15 protein-coding genes and 1 pseudogene are annotated in these 20,508 nt (G+C 71.4%); 8 read left to right on the top strand and 8 right to left on the bottom strand.

Translation table 11 applies throughout. From position 1 onward, the window contains the following. Positions 1–84 precede the first annotated feature (84 nt). Both ACWDY5_RS17725 and ACWDY5_RS17730 read left to right on the top strand, forming a co-directional pair. Positions 85–792: a FadR/GntR family transcriptional regulator gene (locus ACWDY5_RS17725; protein ID WP_449723258.1), complete on the top strand. Its 708-nt coding sequence runs from the start codon at positions 85–87 to the stop codon at positions 790–792. Positions 793–858: 66 nt separating this feature from the next. Further along, positions 859–1,737, top strand: a pseudogene (locus ACWDY5_RS17730) (alpha/beta hydrolase family esterase); the annotation flags it as partial. Between the two features lie 72 nt (positions 1,738–1,809). Here the strand turns inward: ACWDY5_RS17730 and ACWDY5_RS17735 are convergent. From ACWDY5_RS17735 to ACWDY5_RS17755, 5 genes are read right to left on the bottom strand one after another with little or no spacing between them, the layout of a single operon-like run. Next, on the bottom strand, positions 1,810–4,185 hold the full coding sequence (locus ACWDY5_RS17735) for a ricin-type beta-trefoil lectin domain protein (RefSeq protein ID WP_449723259.1): 2,376 nt from the start codon (positions 4,183–4,185) through the stop codon (positions 1,810–1,812). 40 nt (positions 4,186–4,225) lie between these two features. Next, complete coding sequence (locus ACWDY5_RS17740) at positions 4,226–6,139, bottom strand: hypothetical protein (RefSeq protein ID WP_449723260.1); 1,914 nt, start codon at positions 6,137–6,139, stop codon at positions 4,226–4,228. 8 nt (positions 6,140–6,147) lie between these two features. Beyond that, positions 6,148–7,014: a carbohydrate ABC transporter permease gene (locus ACWDY5_RS17745; RefSeq protein WP_449723261.1), complete on the bottom strand. Its 867-nt coding sequence runs from the start codon at positions 7,012–7,014 to the stop codon at positions 6,148–6,150. After that, complete coding sequence (locus ACWDY5_RS17750; protein ID WP_449723262.1) at positions 7,004–7,873, bottom strand: carbohydrate ABC transporter permease; 870 nt, start codon at positions 7,871–7,873, stop codon at positions 7,004–7,006. The genes ACWDY5_RS17745 and ACWDY5_RS17750 overlap by 11 nt, the downstream gene beginning before the upstream one ends. Further along, positions 7,870–9,156 carry an ABC transporter substrate-binding protein gene (locus ACWDY5_RS17755; RefSeq protein WP_449723263.1) on the bottom strand — a complete coding sequence of 429 codons (1,287 nt, stop codon included), beginning with the start codon at positions 9,154–9,156 and terminating at the stop codon, positions 7,870–7,872. The genes ACWDY5_RS17750 and ACWDY5_RS17755 overlap by 4 nt, the downstream gene beginning before the upstream one ends. Before the next feature lie 187 nt (positions 9,157–9,343). On the opposite strand from ACWDY5_RS17755, the gene ACWDY5_RS17760 reads away from it, so the two are divergent. Next, the gene (locus tag ACWDY5_RS17760) at positions 9,344–10,087 is read left to right on the top strand and encodes a FadR/GntR family transcriptional regulator (RefSeq protein ID WP_449723264.1); all 744 of its coding nucleotides are present in this window, start codon (positions 9,344–9,346) and stop codon (positions 10,085–10,087) included. 59 nt (positions 10,088–10,146) lie between these two features. After that, entirely contained in the window at positions 10,147–11,151 is a 1,005-nt protein-coding gene (locus tag ACWDY5_RS17765; protein WP_449723265.1) for a LacI family DNA-binding transcriptional regulator, read from the top strand. Here the strand turns inward: ACWDY5_RS17765 and ACWDY5_RS17770 are convergent. From ACWDY5_RS17770 to ACWDY5_RS17780, 3 genes are all read right to left on the bottom strand, one after another. Continuing rightward, complete coding sequence (locus ACWDY5_RS17770; protein ID WP_449723266.1) at positions 11,144–13,381, bottom strand: glycoside hydrolase family 95 protein; 2,238 nt, start codon at positions 13,379–13,381, stop codon at positions 11,144–11,146. The two genes, ACWDY5_RS17765 and ACWDY5_RS17770, sit on opposite strands and share 8 nt — an antisense overlap. 95 nt (positions 13,382–13,476) lie before the next feature. Continuing rightward, the gene (locus tag ACWDY5_RS17775) at positions 13,477–14,526 is read right to left on the bottom strand and encodes a flavin-containing monooxygenase (RefSeq protein ID WP_449723267.1); all 1,050 of its coding nucleotides are present in this window, start codon (positions 14,524–14,526) and stop codon (positions 13,477–13,479) included. Next, complete coding sequence (locus ACWDY5_RS17780; RefSeq protein ID WP_449723268.1) at positions 14,523–14,969, bottom strand: MarR family winged helix-turn-helix transcriptional regulator; 447 nt, start codon at positions 14,967–14,969, stop codon at positions 14,523–14,525. The genes ACWDY5_RS17775 and ACWDY5_RS17780 overlap by 4 nt, the downstream gene beginning before the upstream one ends. A gap of 47 nt (positions 14,970–15,016) precedes the next feature. Here ACWDY5_RS17780 and ACWDY5_RS17785 point away from each other — a divergent pair, with 47 nt between their 5' ends. The 4 genes from ACWDY5_RS17785 (at position 15,017) to ACWDY5_RS17800 (ending at position 19,741) form a co-directional block, all read left to right on the top strand. Next, on the top strand, positions 15,017–15,634 hold the full coding sequence (locus ACWDY5_RS17785; protein WP_449723269.1) for a class I SAM-dependent methyltransferase: 618 nt from the start codon (positions 15,017–15,019) through the stop codon (positions 15,632–15,634). A 174-nt stretch (positions 15,635–15,808) separates the two neighbouring features. Beyond that, a complete protein-coding gene (locus ACWDY5_RS17790) occupies positions 15,809–17,152 on the top strand; it encodes a helix-turn-helix domain-containing protein (RefSeq protein ID WP_449723270.1) in 1,344 nt (447 codons plus the stop codon). A 56-nt stretch (positions 17,153–17,208) separates the two neighbouring features. Further along, the gene (locus ACWDY5_RS17795; RefSeq protein WP_449723271.1) at positions 17,209–18,636 is read left to right on the top strand and encodes a glycoside hydrolase family 30 protein; all 1,428 of its coding nucleotides are present in this window, start codon (positions 17,209–17,211) and stop codon (positions 18,634–18,636) included. 22 nt (positions 18,637–18,658) lie between these two features. Next, complete coding sequence (locus tag ACWDY5_RS17800; protein WP_449723272.1) at positions 18,659–19,741, top strand: non-reducing end alpha-L-arabinofuranosidase family hydrolase; 1,083 nt, start codon at positions 18,659–18,661, stop codon at positions 19,739–19,741. Positions 19,742–20,508 lie beyond the last annotated feature (767 nt).

A 20,508-nucleotide genomic window follows, 5' to 3' on the forward strand; every position in this document is an offset into this window, starting at 1 on the left:
TATGTATAGAAGAAGCGGGCCAGATCGTCCAGTCACTACTTCAGTCGGTAGCAGACATCATATGTCTGGACCTACGGTTGAGGCGTGTCCCTCACCGACGAGGCGATCGCCCGTATCCGCGCGCTGATCCAGTCCGGGAAGCTGCCACCCGGCGCGAAACTGCCACCCGAACAGCAGTTGGCCACCGAACTGGGCATCTCCCGCAGCCCCATGCGCGAGGCGGTCAAGGCATTGGCCGTCACCCGGGTACTCGACGTGCGCCGCGGCGACGGCACCTACGTCACCAGCCTCGCTCCGGCCGTCCTGCTCGAAGGCCTCGGACTGGCGGTGGAGCTCATGCAGGACAACACTTTGCTCGAACTCACCGAGGCACGGCGACTGTTCGAGCCAATTGCCACCGGACTCGCCGCCACCAGGGCCACCCCCGCCCACCTCGCCGAGATCCGCGGCCACCTCGACGCGATGCACGCGGCCAGGGAGGACGTCGAGCTGCTGAACAAGCACGACGCCGCCTTCCACCGCGCGGTCGTCGCGGCCACCGGCAACGAGACCCTGACCACGATCATCGACGGCATCTCCAGCAGCACCCTGCGCGCCCGGGTGTGGCGCGGCCTGGTCGAGGCCGGCGCCGCCGACCGCACCCTGGCCGAGCACGACGCCATCTACGCCGCACTCGTCGAAGGCGATGCCGGCCTCGCGCAGGCGGCGGCCCTCATGCACGTCAGCACCACCGAGCGGTGGCTGCGCCAGGCGCACGAAGCGGGCCAGGCCGCCATCTCCGCCGACGAGTAGCACCGCACGAGGGCGTCGCCCGCGCACCGGACCCTGCACCGCACACCGGAGAACAGGAGCACACCCATGCGACCGGGCAACTCTCGTCCACGGCGGTGGAAGTTGATCGCCGCCACCGCCACGCTCACCCTGGCCGGGGCCCTACCGGCCGCCGCGGCCGAGGCCACGCCCGCCGGCTGTGGCACCGCGCCAACCCTGACCAGCGGCACGCACACGATCCGCAGCGGCAACAAGAACCGCTCGTTCATCCTGCGGCTGCCCGACAACTACGACCAGAACCGCCGCTACCGGTTGATCTTCGGGTTCCACTGGCGGGGCGGCACCGCCAACGACGTCGACTCCGGCGGGTCCGATGGCTACAACTGGTCCTACTACGGGCTCCGGCGGCTGGCGAACAACAGCGCGATCTTCGTTGCGCCGCAGGGTATCGGCAACGGCTGGCCCAACTCCGGCGGCGAGGACGTCACCTTCGTCGACGACATGGTCCGGCGGATCGACGGCGGCCTGTGCGTCGACCAGGGACAGCGCTTCGCCCTGGGCTTCAGCTACGGCGGCGGCATGAGCTTCTCGCTCGCCTGCTCCCGGCCGAACGTCTTCCGCGCGGTCGCGGTCTACTCCGGCGCGCAGCTGAGCGGCTGCGCCGGCGGCAACCAGCCCGTGGCGTACATGGGGATCCACGGTATCTCCGACTCGGTGCTCAACATCGGCGCGGGCCGCGGGTTGCGGGACCGGTTCGTCCGCAACAACGGCTGCACCGCACAGAACCCGCGCGAGCCAGGACCGGGCAGCCGGACCCACATCACCACCACCTACTCCGGCTGCCGAGCCGGGTACCCCGTGGTCTGGGCCGCATTCGACGGCGGCCACACCCCCGGTCCCATCGACGGGTCCACCGGCCAGGGCTGGCGGACCTGGACCTCCGGCGAGGTGTGGCGGTTCTTCACCGGTGGCGCGCTCCAGCGCTGAAACCTGTGCGGCAGAACGGGGTGCGGACAGTCCGCACCCCGTTCGCCGTGGCTAGGACAGGGTCCACTGCTGGTTGCCGCCGCCGTTGCAGGTCCACAGCGTGACCTTGGTGCCGTTCGCGGTGCCGCCGCCGCTGACGTCCAGGCACAGTCCGGACTGCACGCCGGTGACCGAGCCGTTGGCGTTGAACCGCCACTGCTTGCCCGCTGCCCCGTCGCAGGGCGCGATCACCACCGGGGTGCCGGCGGCGGTCTGGTTGTCCCGGGCCGCCATGCACCTGGTGCCGCCGTGCACGGTCAGCTGACCGGACGCGGTCCGCGTCCAGACCTGGCCCGTCGCGCCCGCACAGCCCCGGATCTGCAGCTGGGTGCCCGGCGTGGTGCTGTTGCCCTCGACCTCGAGGCACTTGCCCGCGGCCAGCGCGAGCACGTTGCCGGTGCTGGGCCGCAGGGCGGGTTCGATGCCGGCCTGGGCCATCACCCGCTGCGCCTCCACCGGCCAGCTGCCGGTCACCTGGACGTTGCCGCGCAGCACGTTGTGGTGCGGCGCGCCAGTGGCCACCCTGGTGGTGCCGGTGTTGTACCAGTTCCCGGCGAAGACGTTGTCGCTGGTGTTGTTGGTGGCGCTGGCGTTGGTGAAGGCCCAGACCCCGCTGTCGATGATCACGTTCTGCGCCACCGACACCGAGCGCGAGCCCTCGTCCAGGTACAGCCCGACGGTGCTCCGGTTGTCGTAGACGAGGTTGTGGTCGATCGAGCCCCCGGGGTTGGCGGAGAGGTTGTAGAGGGCCCCGCCGTCGTGCAGGGACTTCTTGGTGCCGTGCACGACGTTGTACCGGACGACGGTCTCGCGCAGCGTGGTCGGCGTGGTGTAGACCGGCTGGTAGTCGTACAGGCCGCGGTTGCGGTAGTCCTGGCTGCCGCCGGGATCGTTGGCGCCCCAGCCCCAGCCGATGTCGATGCCGTCGTAGGCGAGGTTGGACACCTCGTTGTGCTCGATGACCGCGCGGGTGACGTAGGTGGACAGGATGCCCGCCATGTCCTTGTAGTCCTTGGCCACATCGGTCACCAGGTTGTTCCTGATGGTGATGTCCTTGTTGACCATCGCCGGGTTGGCGGGGTGGTGCGCGTCGGGCCGGACCCCGCCCACCACGATGCCGCCGCCGGAGAGGTTGGTGAAGGTGTTGCGCGAGACGGTGATGCCGGAGGCGCCCAGGCCGACTCCGGTCTGGTGGGCGTTCGCGTCGTTGCCGATGCCCAGCCCGACCTGGCCGAGGTGCCGGAAGGTGTTGCCGGTGAAGGTGATGCCGGTGGCGGCCGAGACCTGCACGGCGGCGGGCACCTGGCCCCAGCCGTTGCGCGTGGCCTCGAACTGCCGGCAGCCCGACTGGCAGGAGGTCAGGAAGTCGGCGGGCATCTGGTGGGTGGTGGTGATGAACGTGCCGCTCTGCTGGTTGGCGTAGCCGACGGAGGTGCCCGGCTGGAGCCAGGTGGTGTGCTCGAAGACCAGGTCCCGCACGGTGATGTCGCGGACCGGGTCGGCGTGGCTGCCGCTCATCCGCACCAGTGAGGTCAGCCGGGGCAGCACGATGTCGCGTCCTGCCGGCGACTGGCCGGCGGCCGCCTTGTAGTAGAGCCGTCCGGCGGCCGGGTCCAGGTACCACTGGCCCGCGGTGCGCAGGAACGAGTAGGCGTTGTGCAGCGTCAGGCCGCCACCGGCGAAGGGCTTGGCGAGCGTGTCATAGCCCCAGTTGTTGTTGCGCCAGGCGGGTTGCTGCATGGTGATGGTGCTGCCGCTGATGCTCTGCACCGGCGAGAAGCGGTCGGTGAAGGAGTTCAGGCTCTCCAGCTCGATCCGGTTCTGCTGCGGCAGGGTGGCCAGGTAGTTGAGCGCGGGGTTGGTGATCGTCATGCCGCTGGTGGTGATCTGCACGTCGTTGCGGGAGATGCCGATCGAGGCGCGGGGGGCCAGCGTTCCGTCCACGTAGAGCTGCCGGGAGTCCACGCCCCTGGGCACCGATGCGACCCAGATGTTCGCGCCAGGGTCGTGCGCCGTCCAGCCGGTCACCGGCTCGCCGCCGGAGACCCGCGGGGTGGCGCCGGGCGTGGCCTGCCAGGTGACGGTGTGGCCGTTGCGGCCGGAGTCCGCGCTGGTGAAGGTCAGCGGGGCGGAGAGCCGGTGCACACCGTCGGCCAGCTCCACCACCACGTCGGTCCGGCCGGAGTGGGCGCGGGCCAGTTCCTGGGCCTTGGCGAGGGTGGCGACCGGCCGGCCGCGCTCGCCCGAGTTGCGGTCGTCACCGCCGGGGGCGACGAGGATCCGGGTGACCGCGGCCTCGGCCGCCTGTGCGGGAGCGGCGAGCAGCGTCGCCCCGGTGAGGGTCGCCGCGAGCAGCGCGGCGACCACGGGTCTGGTGCGGACAGGCATGGTCTTTCCACCTTTCCGGAGAACGGGGTTGGGAAAGCGGTCAGGAGGCCGGGGGCGGCGCGTCGAACGGGGTCCGGTAGGACGGTGGCCGGTCGCGCAGGTCCAGGCGCAGGGTCAGCCGGACCCGGGTGGAGCGGGGCAGCTCCACCCCCAGCCACGGACCGTTGACCTCCACGGCCACTGAGGTCACGGCCGGCTCGCGGTGTCCGTGGTCGTAGAGGTCGCCGATCCAGGACGGGTCCGCGCAGATGGTGTGGCGCACCGAGCGGATGGTGTGCTCGGCGAAGGCCCCGGCCTGCACCACAACGGATCGGGTCACCGCCGGGTCAAGGTTGACCAGCTCGACCGTGGTGGCCGCCGGGTCGATGCTGGACACCAGCGCCGCGACCGAGGGCGGCAGGCCGGGCCGCAGCGCCTCGGCGTCGTAGTAGCGCACCCGCGCCTGCGGCAGGCCGCCGTTGTAGATGACCTGGGGAGCGCCCCAGGTGAGCTGCACCAGTGCCTCGGTGACCACCGGGTTCGCCTGCTGCCACAGGTGGATGTCCGCTTCGGCGACCTCGGCGTCGCGGTAGCGCTCCATCCTGGCCAGCCGGTGCCGCACTTGGGCCTGTGCCGCGGCCAGGATCCGCTCCGGGTAGGCGGGGTTGTCCCCGGCGAGGTAGGCCAGCCAGGGCTCCTCGTGCCCGGACTCCTCCTTGTTGCGGAACGGTCGCACGGTGCGCCAGTCGTGCCCGGCGGCCGCGCGCAGCCGCTGGAGGCGGGCCAGGTCGGCCGGTGCGGCGGAGTGGTGCCACAGCGCCGTGGGCACTGCCATCAGCACCGGGTTGTAGTCGAACCAGCCACCGTCGGCGTAGCGCAGCGGCACGTGCAGGGTGGGCGTGTGCACGTCCTCGCCCAGCTGCGCGACCCACCTGGCGGTCAGGCTGGAGTCCGCCTCGGTGCAGGCCATGGTCTTGCCCTGGTTGATGCCCTCGTCCAGGGCGGGCCGCACCAGGTCCAGGAAGGACTCGTCGCCGGTGGCCGCGACCGCGGCCAGCGCCCCGACCATGGCGGCCTGTCCCACGCTGTACCAGCCGTGCGGCCAGGACCAGCCGTAGTGCCCGCCGTACCAGCGGCCGTCCAGCAGCCCGCCGACGCTGCCGTCGGGAGCGACGTTGTCGGGGATGATGCCGTCGTTGGCCTCGGCCCGCTCCCGCCAGGCCCCGACGTACTCGGCGATCCAGTCCCGGTAACGCTGTTTCCCGGTCAGCAGCAACGCGTTGAGCACCAGCCCGGCCGCCGCCAGGTTGACCGCGGTATCCCCGACGGCCATCCGCAGGCGCATCTGCTCGCCCAGCCGCGGGTCAGGCTTTCCGTTGCCAGGGGCGGGAATCCAGTCCAGTGGGAAGCCGTACCGCCGGGCCTCCTCGGGCAGCCAGGGATATGCCTCGCCGTCGAACAGCCCGGTCCGCTGTGGGTCGCTTCCGTTGTGCGGACTGCGGATGATGCGGTGCTCGGGGTCGTAGTTGCCGTGCGCCGGATCGAGGTAGAGCTCGGCGAAGCGCAGCGCCCGCCCGGCCCAGCGGCCGGGCGCGGCCATGCACAGGAAGTAGAACAGCAGCAGGCTTTCGCCTTGGTGGAACCAGTCGTAGCCGCGCTCGTACTCGTCCTGGAGCATGCCCAGCTCGGTCAGCTGCCGGGTGAGGCCCTCCCAGTGCCACTCGGCCGCGTCCAGCAGGTCGAGCGACCCGCCGAGCAGGTAGAGCTGGGGCCAGTTGAAGAACGTCTCGTAGAAGTCGTCCACACCGTCGCGCGAGCTGAGCCGGTCCGGGTAGACCAGCTCCCCGTCCAGGCCGGTGAAGTCGGCCTCGAACCGCCGCCAGGCGTGTTCGAGCAGGGCGAAGAGCTCGCGCTGGGCGATGGCCCAGGTCGGCGGTTCGAGCAGGGGGACCGAGGCGGTGATCACGGGGTACATCCGGGAGCTCACTCCTTGGTCGCGCCGGCGAGCATCCCGGCGACGAGAAATCGTTGGGAGAACAGGAAGACGAGCAGCACCGGGGTGATGGCCACCAGGGTCGCCAGCGCCAGTTGCGGGCGCTGGACCGCCAGCTCGCCGACAGTCGGGTTGAACTGGGGGACGTTGTTCAGCAGCTCGCCGAGACCGACCTGGACCGGGAACTGGTCGCTGGCGGGCAGCAGGACGTAGGGCAGGAAGTAGTTGGTCCAGTTGGCCACGAAGCTGAAGAACCCGACCAGTGCGACCACCGGCGCGGCCAGCGGCAGCGCGACCCGGCCGAACACCCCGAGCTCCGAGCAGCCGTCCAGCCTGGCGGCGTCCAGCAGCTCCCTCGGCAGGGCGGTGCTGAAGAAGATGTAGGCCAGGTACACCCCGAAGGGATAGAACGAGTACGGCAGCACGATCGACCACATCGAGCCGATCAGGCCGACCGCGTTCAGTTCCAGGAACAGCGGCACCACCAGCGTCGCGCTGGGCATGAGCATCACGACCAGGGTGACCGCCAGCAGGGTGCGCCTGCCGCGGAACTCGGTCAGCGCGAGCGCGTACCCGGCGGGCACCGCCACGCACAGGGTGATGGCCAGGGCGAGGAAGGAGTACAGCGCGGAGTTGCCCAGCCACCGGAAGATCACGTTGTCCTGGAAGGCGGTCAGCGCCTCCCAGTTGGCCAGCAGTGCCTGCCAGGAGCCGATGGACAGCGGGTGGTCGCGCACGAGCTGCTCGTCGGTCTTGGTGGCGGCCAGCACCAGCCAGAGCACCGGGAGGGCGAAGAAGAGCAGGAAGAGCGCGAGGACCAGCGAGGGCAGCGGGTTGCGCCGCAGGTCAGTCGGCATCGAAGAACCTCGATCTGGCGACGAACACACCGGCGGCGACGAGCCCGGTCAGCAGCAGCCCGACCGAGATCGCCGCGGCGGTGCCGATGTTGTTGTGCTGGAAGGCGAACTCGTAGGAGAGCTGGTTGAGCGAGTAGTCCCGGCCCGCGACCCCGACGCTCGCCTGGGACAGTAGCTGCGGTTCCACGAACAGCTGGGTGCCGCCGGCGAAGGCGAGGATCACCATGTAGACGATCCACTTGCGCAGCAACGGGAGCTGGATGTGCCGCGCGGTCTGCCAGGCGCCCGCGCCGTCGATCCGCGCCGCCTCCAGCAGGTCGGCGGAGATGGTGTTCAACGCCCCGTACATCACCACGATCCACCCGCCCGCGCCGGTCCAGAACGCGATGAGGGTGAACAGGATCGGCAGGTGATCCGGCGCGACCACCTGCCCGAAGGTGTCAAAACCGAAGGCGCGCAACAGGAAGCCGACCGGGCTGACCGCGGGGTCGAGCAGGAACAGCCAGACCAGGACGCTGGCCGAGCCGGCCAGCGCGCCGGGGAGGTAGTACAGGAAGCGCAAGGACCTGCTCAGGCCGCGCGAGCTCACCCGGTGCAGCAGCAGCGCGAGCACCACCACGAACACCACCAGCGAGACCAGCCAGAAGACCAGGTACAGCGCGACGTGCCCGACCGCGGCGGCGAACCGGAAGTCACTCGCGGCGGCGGCGAAGTTCGCCAGGCCGACGAACGCGCCACCGGCGTCGGTGAAGGCGAAGTAGATCGCGTAACCCGTTGGCAGGACACCAAAAGCGAGCAGCAGCACCACGTATGGGGCGACAAAACCGTGGCCCGCGCGCCAGCGCACCCCGGCGGTCATGAGCTGACGTGGTAGCCGTCGGAGCGCGCGTGGTCGGCGATCGCCTTCTGCCAGTCCGGCAGCATCGAGACGATGGTCTTGCCCGCGTGCAGGCCCGGCGTCACCGTGGCCGCCCAGATCGCCTCCTGGCTGAACTGCCCGTAGCCCCACCCCGGCCACACCTGACCGGCCGCGGCTTGCAGGGGCGCGGCGATGTCGTTGGCGTAGTACCCGGATGCGGCCTGCTTGGCCAGCCAGGCGTCGGCCGCGGGCCGGTACGCGGGATAGCCGGGGCCGAGCTGGCCCTGGTAGTCCGCCGAGGTGGTCACCCAGGTCAGGAAGTCGGTGGCGGCCTTCACCTTGGTGCTGTGCGCGGACAGCAGCCAGGTCCCGCCACCGACGTTGCCCGCCGAGGGGCTGGGGTCGCCGGCCCACTGCGGCATCGGGGCGACCGCGGTCTGGCCGGGCGGCACCTTGAACGTGCCCTGGAACAGCGAGCCGCCGTACCACGCGGGGCCGGGCATCATGAGGATCTTGTCGGCGTGGTTCTTGCCGAAGTCGGAGCTGAACACACTGCTGGTGGACAGGGTGCCGTTCTTGATCAGCGTGTCCAGCAGCGCGGCCATCCGGGTGCACTGCGGACCGGTGGTGTTCACGGTGACCTGCTTGGGCCCGGTGATCTGGTTGGCGCCGCACTTGCCCGCCCACAGGTAGATCTCCGGGGTGAACGTGTCACCGGCGGAACCGACCAGGTAGCCGGGATGTTCGGCGGCGACCCTGCGGCCGAGCTCCTCGTACTGCTCCCACGTGGCGGGGACCTGGTAGCCCCACTGCTTCATCAGCGACGCGTTGTACCAGAGCACCGTCTGGGACAGGTCGTTGCGCAGGCAGTACAGCGTGCCCTCGACCACGCACGGGTCGTTCGCGCCGGGCGCCCAGCCCTCCAGCAGCGACCGCGGGATCACTCCCTTGTCCAGCGGCGCGGCGAACTTCGCCGGCACGGCCCAGGTGGTCTCGTTGTTCTGCGAGCTGAAGACCACGTCCGGCCAGCCGCTGCGGGTCCGGTTGAACAGGCTCACCTTGGTCTGCAGGTAGTTCGAGCCGTTCGCGCCGCCGTCGTAGGTGACGATGTCCATCGGCACCGAAGGGTTCTGCTTCTGGTACAGCTGCGCGGCGGCCAGTCGCGTGGAGTCCACCCACACCGTCAACGCCTGCGAAGCAGCCGTCCCACCGCCGTTGCCGCAGGCGGTGGCGGCCAGGACGACCGCGGCCCAGCCGGCCAGCCAGGCGAGCTTCGCTGTCATGAGCTACTCCCCAGAATGTGTCTGACTCATTGCGGAAATTCCGACCGGCTTGTGCGGCACACGCGCCGCTTGTGTCATACATAGGAGTCGCAGTGTGACCATCAGGTCAAGATATGAGTCTGATTTATACCCCGGGCACCTCAACCTCGGGCAGACTCTTTCCTGGTGGTCCCACGGGGTAGGAGGCATGCGGGTGGACAGCGAGGCACGTCCGGAGACCGGTTCGTACAAGCCCGGTTACGAGCTGGTGGCCGAGCGGATCCTGGAGCTCATCGCCGAGCTGGAACTACGGCCGGGCGACCGCATGCCCACCGAGAACGAGCTGGCCACCCGGCTGGGCTCCAGCCGGACCGTGGTGCGGGAAGCGGTCAAGATCCTTTCCGCGATCGGCCGGGTCAGGGCGCAGAAGGGCAGGGGGCTCTACGTCGCCGACGACGACGGGATGCTGGGCTCGGCGCGCTGGGGCGGGTTCTTCCTGCCCACCGACCTCGACCACGTCTACATGCTCTTCGAGTTCCGCCGCATCCAGGAGACCGCGGCCAGCAGGCTCGCCGCCACCCACGCGACCCCGGCCGAGCTGCGCGCCCTCAAAGCCGCTGCCGAGCTCTGCCGGCAGGGCCACCTGACCGGGCAGCCCGAACTGTTCGACCGCGGTGACGAGGACTTCCACCTGGGCATCGCCGCCGCCGCGCACAACCACTTCCTGGTCGCCTCGGTACGCGAGGCCCGCCGCCTGCAACGCCAGTCCCACGTGATCGGCCTGCACGGCTCCATCGGCGGGCACGCGGCCGAAGCCGTCGAGGAGCACGCCGCGATCTACCAGGCGATCCGGGACGGCGATCCGGAGGCCGCGGCGCAGGCGACCGGGGTGCACCTGGACAACACGCTCGCCGACTACCGCCGCGAGATCCAGCGCCGAGTCTTCGGCTGACCTCGCCGCGGTGGCACTACGATGCCGGGCAGGCAACCGGCGTGGCGCGAAGGGCGGGCATGATCACCATCAAAGAGGTCGCCCGCCACGCCGGGGTCTCCACCAGCACCGTCTCCTACGTGCTCAGCGGGAAGCGGGCCATCTCCGAGGCGACCAGGCGCCGCGTGCAGCGCAGCATCGCCGCGCTCGGCTACCACCCCAATGCCGGGGCCCGCGCGCTCGCCTCGAACCGGTCCCAGGTCCTCGGCCTGGTGGTGCCGTTGCGTGCCGGGCTGAACATGCCGGTGATCATGCAGTTCGTCTCCTCGATCGCCTCGGCCGCGCGCGCCCACGACTACGACGTGCTGCTGCTGACCAACGAGGCAGGCCCCGGTGAGGCGCACCGGGTCACCGCGCGGGCGATGGCGGACGCGATCATCGTGATGGACGTGGAGAGCGCGGATCCGCGGGTGCCCGAGCTGCGCGCGGTGGACGCGCCGGTGGTGCTGATCGGCATGCCCGACGACCACGACGGGCTCAGCTGCGCCGACCTGGACTTCGCCGCCGCGGGCAGGCAGCTGGCCGCCCACCTCGGCGAGCGCGGCCACCGCTCGATCGCGCTGATCGGCTCGCCGCCCGCGGTGTACGAACGGGGCACCAGCTACGCCGCGCGGCTGCTGGCCGGGTTCGAGGGTGAGGCAGGGAAGCGGGGCCTGACCGCCTCCGCGCACCCCTGCTCCCCCGCCTACGACGCGGTGGTGCGGTGCCTGGACGAGGTGCTGGCTCCCGGACGCGCGGTCACCGGCCTGGTGGTGCACAACGAGGCGGTGCTGGGTTCGTTGCTGCTGGAGCTGCGACGCCGGTCGCTGCGGGTGCCCGAGGACCTGTCGGTGATCACGCTGTGCCCGGACGAGGTCGCGGAGAACCAGTCCGTCCCGCTCACCTCGGTCGCCATTCCGGTGGACGAGCTGGGTGCGATGGCGGTCGAGATGGTGATGTCCCGGCTCGGCCAGGAGCACCCGCCGGAGGTGCGGCTGCTCCAGCCCCGGCTCACCGATCGCGGCAGCACCGCCACCCTCAGCTGAGCGCGGTCAGCCTGCCGTCGAGCACCTGATGGCCGCCGGGCCCCAGGCGCGCCAGGTGGTCCCGGTAGCGCACCGCGACCGGCGACCGGACACCGTGCACCACCACCGTGGTCAGCTCGCCGTCCTCCCAGGCCAGGTCCACGGTGATGCCGCCAGGTGCGCGCAGCCCCAGCACCGAACCGCGAGGCCAGGCCCTCGGCAGCGCGGGCAGCAGCCGCAGCTCGCCGGGGTGGCTCTGCACCAGCATCTCGGCGATGGCCGCGGTGATGCCGAAGTTGCCGTCGATCTGGAACGGCGGGTGCGCGCAGAACAGGTTGCGGTAGACGCCGCCCTGCCCGCTGGCCACGGTGGCGTCGGCCAGGAACAGGGCGAGCAGCTCCGCGGCGCGGTCCCGATCACCGAGCCGGGCCCACAGCGCGGTCTTCCAGGCCAGCGACCAGCCGGTGCCCGCGTCGCCCCGCTCCAGCAGCGCCAGCCGGGCCGCCGCCGCCAGCGCCGGGGTGCGCACCGGGTCGATCCGCCGCCCGGGGTACAGGCCGACCAGGTGGGAGACGTGCCGGTGGCCCGGTTCGGCGTCGGGCAGCTCGGCCGCCCACTCCAGCAGCTGACCGCGACTGCCGATCGGCGGCGCGGGCAGCCTGCACCGCAACGCCTCCGCGCGCGCCACCACCTCGTCCCCGGTCAGGCCGAGTGCCGCCGCGGCCGCGGCGAGGCAGCCGAACAGCTCCCAGGCCAGGGTCAGGTCCATGGTGGCGCCGACACCCACCGCGGCAGGGTTGCCCGCCGCGTCGAGGTAGTGGTTCTCCGGCGAGGTCGACGGCGCGGTGGTCAGCCTGCCCTCGTGCTCGATCAGCCAGGCCGCGCAGAACTCCGCCGCGCCGCGGAGCACCGGCCAGGCCCGCTCGCGCAGCCAGTCCAGGTCGCCGCCGAACCCGAAGTGCTGCCACAGGTGCAGGCTGAGCCAGGCGCCGGCCAGCGGCCAGTTCGCCCACGCCGGATCGCCGGTGCCCTCGCCCACCGGGGTGGCCAGGCACCACGGGTCGCTGTTGTGGTGGGCCGTCCAGCCGGGCGCGGCGTAGAGCGCCTTGGCCACCTGCTCGCCGTGGGCGGCCAGTCCTTCGACGAACTCCAGCAGCGGCTGGTGGCATTCGGGCAGCCCGGTGACCTCGGCTGGCCAGTAGTTCATCGGCAGGTTGATGTTGAGCGTGTAGCTGCCCCGCCACGGCGGCTCCACGTGCGGGTTCCAGATGCCCTGCAGGTTGGCCGGCAGCGTGCCCGGCCGTGAGCTGGTGATCAGCAGGTAGCGGCCGAAGTGGAACAGCAGCGCGGCCAGCGCCGGGTCCCTGCGCGCGATCCGCTGGTCGGTCGGCAGGTCGGGGGCCTGCCCGAGGTCCAGCCGCACCCGGTCGAACAGTTCTCGGTGCGCGGCAACGGCCTCCGCCCGCAACCGCGACCAGCCCAGCCGCCGGGCCTGTTCGGCGCGCGCGGTGGCCAGCCGGGCGCACTCGGCCGGATCCCGTTCCGGTTCGCTGTCCGGGCCCCGGTATCCCGCCTCGGTCGCCACGTAGACGGTCACCGCGTCCGGCCCGTCCCGCTCCACCACGGTGGCCACCGCGTAGGCCATCCCGGCCACCCCGGACAGCCCGGCGACCTCCCCGCCGCCAAAACCGTTGCCACCAAGGGCGTTCTCCAGCCGCACCGCCACCTCGACCGCGCTACCGCCCTCGGCCTGCACTCGCCAGGCCAGCACGTGCTGCCCGGGATGGCATACAGCTTCCCGTTGCACCCCAACGTCGCCGACCCGGTAACTGACCGTCTGCACCCCGGTGCCCAGGTCCAGCCGCCGCCGGTAGGCCGCGGTCGGCCCGTCCCGCCCGACGAGGCGCACGTCCAGCCACAGGTCGGCGAGCGGGAGGTAGCGGGCGGTGTCCGGGCCCTGGACGGTCCGCAGCAGGGCCTCCGCCCCCACCGCGTCACCGGCCAGCGCGAGCCGCCTGGCGCGTTCCACCACGGCCGGATCGCCCTGCGGCGGGCGCATCGGCCCTCCGGTCCACAGCCGGTCGTCGTTGAGCTGGAGCAGCTCCCCGTCCACCCCGCCGAAGGCCATCGCCCCCAGCCGCCCGGTACCCAGCGGCAGCGCCTCCTCCCACACCTGGGCGGGCGTGCGGAACCACAGCACGGTGTCCGCGCCGTGCCGAGCCGCGTCAGCGCTGATGACCACCCAAGCCACCCGCCTTCCTGTCGAAGCGCTTCGATCCTCGCGAGATGGAGCGACGCTGGCATAACGTCAGATCGCAGTCAAGACGCCATGCCACGAGCCAGCCGCTATCGATGCGTTTCGACTGCGATGTGCCCCGCGAGGCGGGCGGCGTCACGCCCGACGAAACCGAGCAGCGCCGACCCGGCCGAGTGCTGCCAGGGCAGGCCGAGCACGTACAGGCCCGGCACGGGCGTCACACCCCGGTCCTGGCGGAGGTGGCCGTGTTCGTCCAGGGCGCTGGGGATCTGGATCCAGGAGTGGTCGCGACGGTAGCCGGTCGCCCAGACCACCGTGCCCACCGGCGCACCGCTGCCATCGGCGAACACGGCGCGTTCTCCTTGTGCCGCAACCACTCTCGGCCTGATGGTGACGCCTGCCCGGCGGAGGTCCCGGACGGAGACCCCGATGACCGTGCCCTCGCCGCGCCGCATCCACCGCCCGCGGCGAGAGGTCGCGGGCGCGTTGATCAGCCCGGTGACCGTCTGCCACCAGAAGATGTCGCGGCCGAGCGGGCGTTGCGGGATGGTGGCGTTGCGGGTGCCGATGGCCAGGTGCACCCGGTGGGTGGCGGCGAGCTCCTCTGCGATCTGGAAGCCGGAGTTCCCGCCACCCACCACCAGGACCGGACCGGCGGCCAGCTGCCCTGGGTTGCGGTACTGGGAGCTGTGCAGCTGCCCGACCTCCGCGGCGAACCCCGCTGATGTGCTTGGCACGAAAGGCGTCTGGAAGGGACCGGTGGCCACCACGACGGCGCGGGCGCGGACCGGGCCGGCACCGGTGGTCAGCAGGTAGCCCTCGGGTCCTCTGGCGAGTGCGGTGACCCTGGTGTTGAGCCGCACCGGGAGCTCGAAGGCCGCGGCGTAGTCGCGGAGGTAGCCGGCCACCTGGTCCTTGCCGGGGTAAATCTCGCCGGGTGCGGGGAAGGGCAGGCCGGGCAGGGCGGCGTACCGCGCCGGGGTGAACAGGCGCAGGGAGTCCCAGCGTGACCGCCAGACCTGACCGAGGCTGTCGCCGGCGTCCAGGATGGCGAAGTCCGCGCCACGGCGGCGCAGGTGGTGTCCCATGGCGAGCCCGGCCTGCCCGCCGCCGATGACGACGACCTCGTACCCGGTCACGCCGAGCCCCGGGGTTCGGGCTGGCCGAGGCGCTCGACGATGCGGTCGACCACCGCGACGAAGGCCGTCAGCCGCGCCGCGCTCTGGTCGCCGAGCACGGCCTCCGCGGCCTGGCGCCGGGAGCTCAGGATCCAGTCGGCGGTCTCCTGGCCGCGGTCGGTGAGCGCGACCAGGCTGGCCCGCCGGTCGGTGGGATGCGGCTGTCTGCGGACGAACCCGCCCGCGCTGAGTCCGTCCACCAGCCCGGTCACATGCCGCGGGCTGCAACGCAGCTCCTGGCTCAGCTCCCGCTGCACCAGCGGCCCCCGGTTGCGCAGCACGAACAGGACCTCGGCGCGCGCCGGGGTGAGCCCGCGCCCGGCGAGGGCCTGCTGCATCAGCTCGGCGAGCCGGGCAGCCAGCAGGAACGCCCGGTCGAAGGCCTCGGCCGCATTTGATGTCATCTGCACACCATACATAGTGAAGTGTGTTCATCATGTAGGGTGTGCAGATGACCGGTCACCCGCTCTTCGCGGCCGTCTACGACCGCATGAGCCGCTCGCTGGAAGACCACGTGCTCGCCGGCCGCCGGAACCGGCTGCTGGCCGAGCTGACCGGCGTGGTGCTGGACGTCGGCGCCGGCACCGGGGTGAACCTGCCGTACTTCCGCCGCGCGGAGCGGGTGGTCGCCACCGAGCCGGACCCGCACATGCGGAAACGGCTGCTGCCGCGCCGAACCAGCTGCCCGGCCCCGGTGGACGTGCTCGACTCACCGGCCGAGCGGTTGCCCCTGCCGGATCAGAGCGTGCACGCGGTGGTGTTCACCCTGGTGCTGTGCACGGTCGCCGATCCGGCCCGCGCGCTGGCGGAGGCGGCCAGGGTGCTCGTGCCGGGCGGGAGTCTGGTGGTGCTGGAGCACGTTCGCGGCGACGGGAGCCTGGCCTGGTGGCAGGACCGCCTGGCACCGTTGTGGCGGCGGATGGGCGCGGGCTGCCATCCCAACCGGGACACCGAGGCCGCGGTCCGCGACGCCGGGTTCGTCATCGGGCACCGCCAGGCCTTCACCGAGCTGCCGCCGTTCGTGCCGGTGCGCACCATGATCGAGCTCGTCGCCCAGCCTCCGGGGTAGCGCTTCTGCCCGCAGGAACCACTGGCGGACAAGGGAATTCGAATCGAATCGAATCGAATTCCCTTGCCAGCAACGAATTTCCGCCACACTTCCACTGCACGGACTACTGACACCGGCCAACCCCGCGACGTAACCTCGGCCCGGGTTCTTCTCCCCGGCTGAAGGGAAGACGTCGTGCAGGATCGGCAGGCGGCGACCAACCGGGACCGGTTCGGCCGGGAGTTGCGGCGGTTGCGCGAGCGAGCGGGACTCACCCAGGCCCAGCTGGCCGCCCGGCTCGGTTACGACCACACCTATCTGTCCAAACTGGAGAGTGGCGCCCGCGCGCCCCGGATCTCCTTCGCCGGTGCGGCCGACGACCTGCTCAAGGCCGGCGGCGCGCTGCTCGCGCTGGCCACCCACCTACGTTCCGGTGGCGGGGCCGCCGCGGTGACCGCGCCGCTGCCCTGTCCCCCGCCTGCCGAGAGCCCTGCCCAGCCGCGCCGCTCCCGGCAGGTCGAGCTGCCCGCCTACGGCGTGATGTGCCCGCTGCACTCCTCGGCCGGCTGCACGGTGACGGTGCCTGCCGCCGGACTGGCGGAGGTGCTCCAGGAGGGGACCGGCACGGTGGGCGCGGCGACGGTGCACGGCTTCGCCGCCTTGCTGACCAGCTACATCGAGGCTGATCTGGACTCGCTTTCCGCGGGCGGCCTGGCCTCGGACGCAGAGCACGCGCTGCGCGCCCTGATCGGTCTGGTGCCCAGGGCGCGGGGCGCGGTCGCGGTCGGCGTGCTGAAGCTGGCCGCCCAGTACGCCAACCTGGCGGGCTGGCTCAGGATCGAGCGCGGCCAGCACGGGATCGGCATGGCCTGGCTGCACCGCAGCCTGGAGTGGGCCTCGGCCTCTGGCCAGCACGGCACCGCCTGCGAGGCGCTGACCAACATGAGCATGCTCGCCCTGATCGAAGGCGATGCCGCCACGGCACTGGAGTACGGCAACGCCGCGGCGGCGCTGGGCGGCGACCGCCGGTGGATCGCGGTGGAGGCCAAGCTGCACCTGGCACGCGGGCACGCCCTGCTCGGCGACCAGGGCGAGTTCGCCCGGCAGTCCGACCAGGCGCGGCGCGCGGTGGCGCGGCTGGACGAGCGGGACCGGGTCGAGGCGCCCTGGTTCCGCGACGCCGAGGGCGAGGCCTGGATCGCCTCGCACCTGGCAGGCGGCCTGCGGGACCTGGCCCAGACCACCGGCGACCGGGCGGTCGCGGGCCGGGCGGTGCGGTTCGCGGAGACCTCGCTGGCGAACGTGCCCGCCCGGAGGCAGGGCAGCAAGCTGCTGCTGACGCTGCGCCTTGCCGACAGCCACGCCTGTGGCGGCGACCTGGACTCCGCCGTCGCCGTGGCGCGGCCGGTCATCCCCTCGGTGCTGACGGCCAGGACCACCCGCATCGACCACGAGCTGGACCGGCTCTGCGGCAGGCTCGGCGAACGCTCCGGCGAGTTGTTCGACGACTGTTCGTCCGGCCGGACATGCCGCCACTGACAGATCCCGGTCGCGCAGCCGCGACGGCTCCTCGCCTATCCGTGGAAGGTTCCGCCATGTCCGAGATCCACACCCGCCGTCGCGTTCCGGGACGACTGGCCGCGCTAACCACGACGACCCTGCTGGGCCTTGGCTCCCTGCTGCTCGGCCCGTCCGCGGCGCACGCGGCCACCGCAGCCACCATCGACGGCGGGCGGACCCACCAGCCGATCGACGGTTTTGGCTTCTCCGAGGCCTTCGGCCGGGCCGCGATCATGCGCGGCTCGGCCGGACTGCCGGCCCAGCGGCAGAAGGAGGTGCTGGACCTGCTGTTCTCCGGCAGCACGGGCGCCGGCATGTCCATCCTGCGGCTGCACATCGGGTCGACCCCCGGCAGCTCGATCCAGCCCAAGAACCCCGGCGGGCCGAACGCGACCCCGCAGTATGTCTGGGACGGCAAGGACACCGAACAGGTGTGGCTGGCCAAGCAGGCCAAGGCCTACGGCGTGAACCGCTTCTACGCCAACGCCTGGAGCGCGCCGGGCTACATGAAGACCAACGGCGACGAGGCCAACGGCGGGACGCTGTGCGGCCTGGCCGGGGCCTCCTGTGCGGGCGGGGACTGGCGGCGCGCGTACGCCGGCTACCTGGTGCAGTACGCCAAGTTCTACGCCCAGGAAGGCATCAAGATCAACGATCTCGGGTTCACCAACGAACCCGACTACACCACCGACTACTCCTCCATGCGGTTCACCCCGGCCCAGGCCGCCGAGTTCGCCAAGGTGCTCGGCCCCATCGCGGCGAACGCGGGCCTGCAGGTCACCTGCTGCGACTCCTTCGGCTGGAACCAGCAACGCGCCTACACCAACGCGATCGAGGCCGACCCGGCCGCGCGGGCCGCCGTGTCCGTCCACACCGGACACACCTACGCCAGCCAGATCACCGGCCCGCTGCCGACCTCCCGCCGCACCTGGATGTCGGAGTGGAACCCCAAGGGCGATGCCTGGAAGGAGAGCTGGGACGACGGCAGCGGCTACGACGGCTTCGCCATCGCCCAGGCCGTGCACACCGCGCTCACCACCGGCAACGTCAACGGCTACGTGTACTGGTACGGCGCCTCCACCGGCGCCACCCGCGGCCTCATCCAGCTCGACGGCGAGAACTACCGGGTGTCCAAACGGCTGTGGGCGCTGGCGAACTACAGCCGGTTCATCCGGCCGAATGCCACCAGGATCGGCGCGAGCACCGCCGACGGCGCGCTGCGGCTGTCCGCCTACCGCAACAGCGACAGCTCCCTGGCCGTGGTCGCGCTCAACACCGCGACCAGCGCGGCGCCGATGAGCTTCTCGTTGCCGCGCACCGGCATCACCACCGGCACCGCCACCCCGTACCTGACCAACAACGCCAACAGCACCAAGGCCCAGTCCGCGATCCGGGTCACCGGCGGCGCGTTCACCGCCACCGTGCCCGGCCGCTCACTGGTCACCTACCGGATCACCGGCTAGTACCCGTGATGGAGACACGACCATGCGCATCAGATCCCTGCTCGCCTGCCTGAGCCTGGCGGCGGCCTCGCTCGCCTCGCTCTCCGGCGCCACCACGACCACCGCGAACGCCGCGGTCGCCGCCGACGCCTCCCCCGCCGCCCTGCCGACCAGCTTCAAGTGGCGCTCCAGCAACGCCGTCATCGGGCCGAAGTCCGATGCCACGCACAAGATCCGCGCGGTCAAGGACCCGACCGTGGTCCACCACAACGGCCGCTACCACGTCTTCGCCAGCACCACGAACGACCAAGGCCACTACAGCATGGTGTACCTGAACTTCACCGACTGGTCGCAGGCGAACTCCGCGCAGCACCACTACCTGGACACGACCGCGATCGGCACCGGCTACAAGACCGCGCCGCACGTGTTCTACTTCGCCCCGCAGCGGCTGTGGTACCTGGTCTTCCAGACCGGCGACAACGCCGCCTACTCCACCACCCGCGACATCGGCGACCCCCGGTCCTGGAGCGCGCCGAAGAAGTTCTACGCCAACGGGATGCCGCAGATCATCAAGGACAACATCGGCAACGGCCACTGGGTCGACTTCTGGGTGGTCTGCGACAACGCCAGGTGCCACCTGTTCTCCAGCGACGACAACGGGCAGCTCTACCGCTCGGAGACCAGCATGGCCAACTTCCCCAACGGCATGGGCAACACCGTGATCGCGATGCGAGACCCGAACAAGTTCAAGCTGTTCGAGGCGCCCAACGTGTACAAGATCTCCGGCCGCAACGAGTACCTGCTGATCGTCGAGGCGATCGGCACGGACGGCAGGCGCTACTTCCGGTCCTGGACCGGACCGGCCATCACCGGCCCGTGGAAGGCCCTCGCCGACACCGAGGCCAACCCGTTCGCCCGCGCCAACAACGTCACCTTCACCGGCACGCCGTGGACCGCGGACATCAGCCACGGCGAGCTGATCCGCAACGGCATCGACCAGAACATGACCATCAGCGAGTGCAATCTGCGCTACGTCTACCAGGGCAAGGACCCCGCCGCGAACGACCCCTACAACCTGCTGCCCTGGCGGCTGGGCCTGCTCACCCAGACCAACTCCACCTGCTGACCCGCTTGGCCGCACCCAGCCGGATGTTCGCGGCTGGGTGCGGCCCGCGTGGCCGGGTACGCTCACCCACCCGAGTGGTTCACGGCGGGCGTCCCCGGCGCCAGCAGAGCGAGAACCGTGCAGTCCGACCGTTTCCGCCCTCCCTGCGAACGCGTTGCCCTTGACGTGCTCGAGGCGCTGCGCTCGCCGGACCGCCCGCCGCTGACCGTCCTGAGTGGACCCGGGTGCCGTCGGAGGGGCTTGGCGCGCTGGCGACGCTGGTCCGCAGGCTCGCCGGCACCCGCTCGGCGGCCGTGTGCACCGTCGCGCTGCCCTGTCGGGGCCAGGCCGCCAGGCGTTGCTGGCCGGGGCCGGGGCCGGGGCCGGGAAGAGCGTGTCCGTGCCGTGGTGCTCTCCGATCAGACCATCGCCACCGGCAAGAAGGATGATGCCTGGGCGCGCAACGTCACCGAGGGCGTGGAGAAGCTTACCGGCTCGCTGACCGTCCACACACCCGGGAGCAACGGACCGTCCGGCCGCGGCCGCCGACGGCTTCCCGAACGCGTGAGCAGCGGAACCGATGCCGAACCCGCGTCTCACGATCATCACCGCGGCAACGGGTGTGGCCGCCCTGGCCCCCGTGCCCCGCCACCGCCGCACCGAGGGCGCTGCCCCCGCAGTGCTCGGGAACCGCGCCGATCACCTGTCATTTCCCGGTCGCACCCTGTTTCCGAGGATGAAGCCGCTGCCCCGGAGAACCGCATCAGCTGCCTTCCGGCGTCAGGGAA

The sequence above is a fragment of the Crossiella sp. NPDC003009 genome (genome assembly GCF_053591555.1).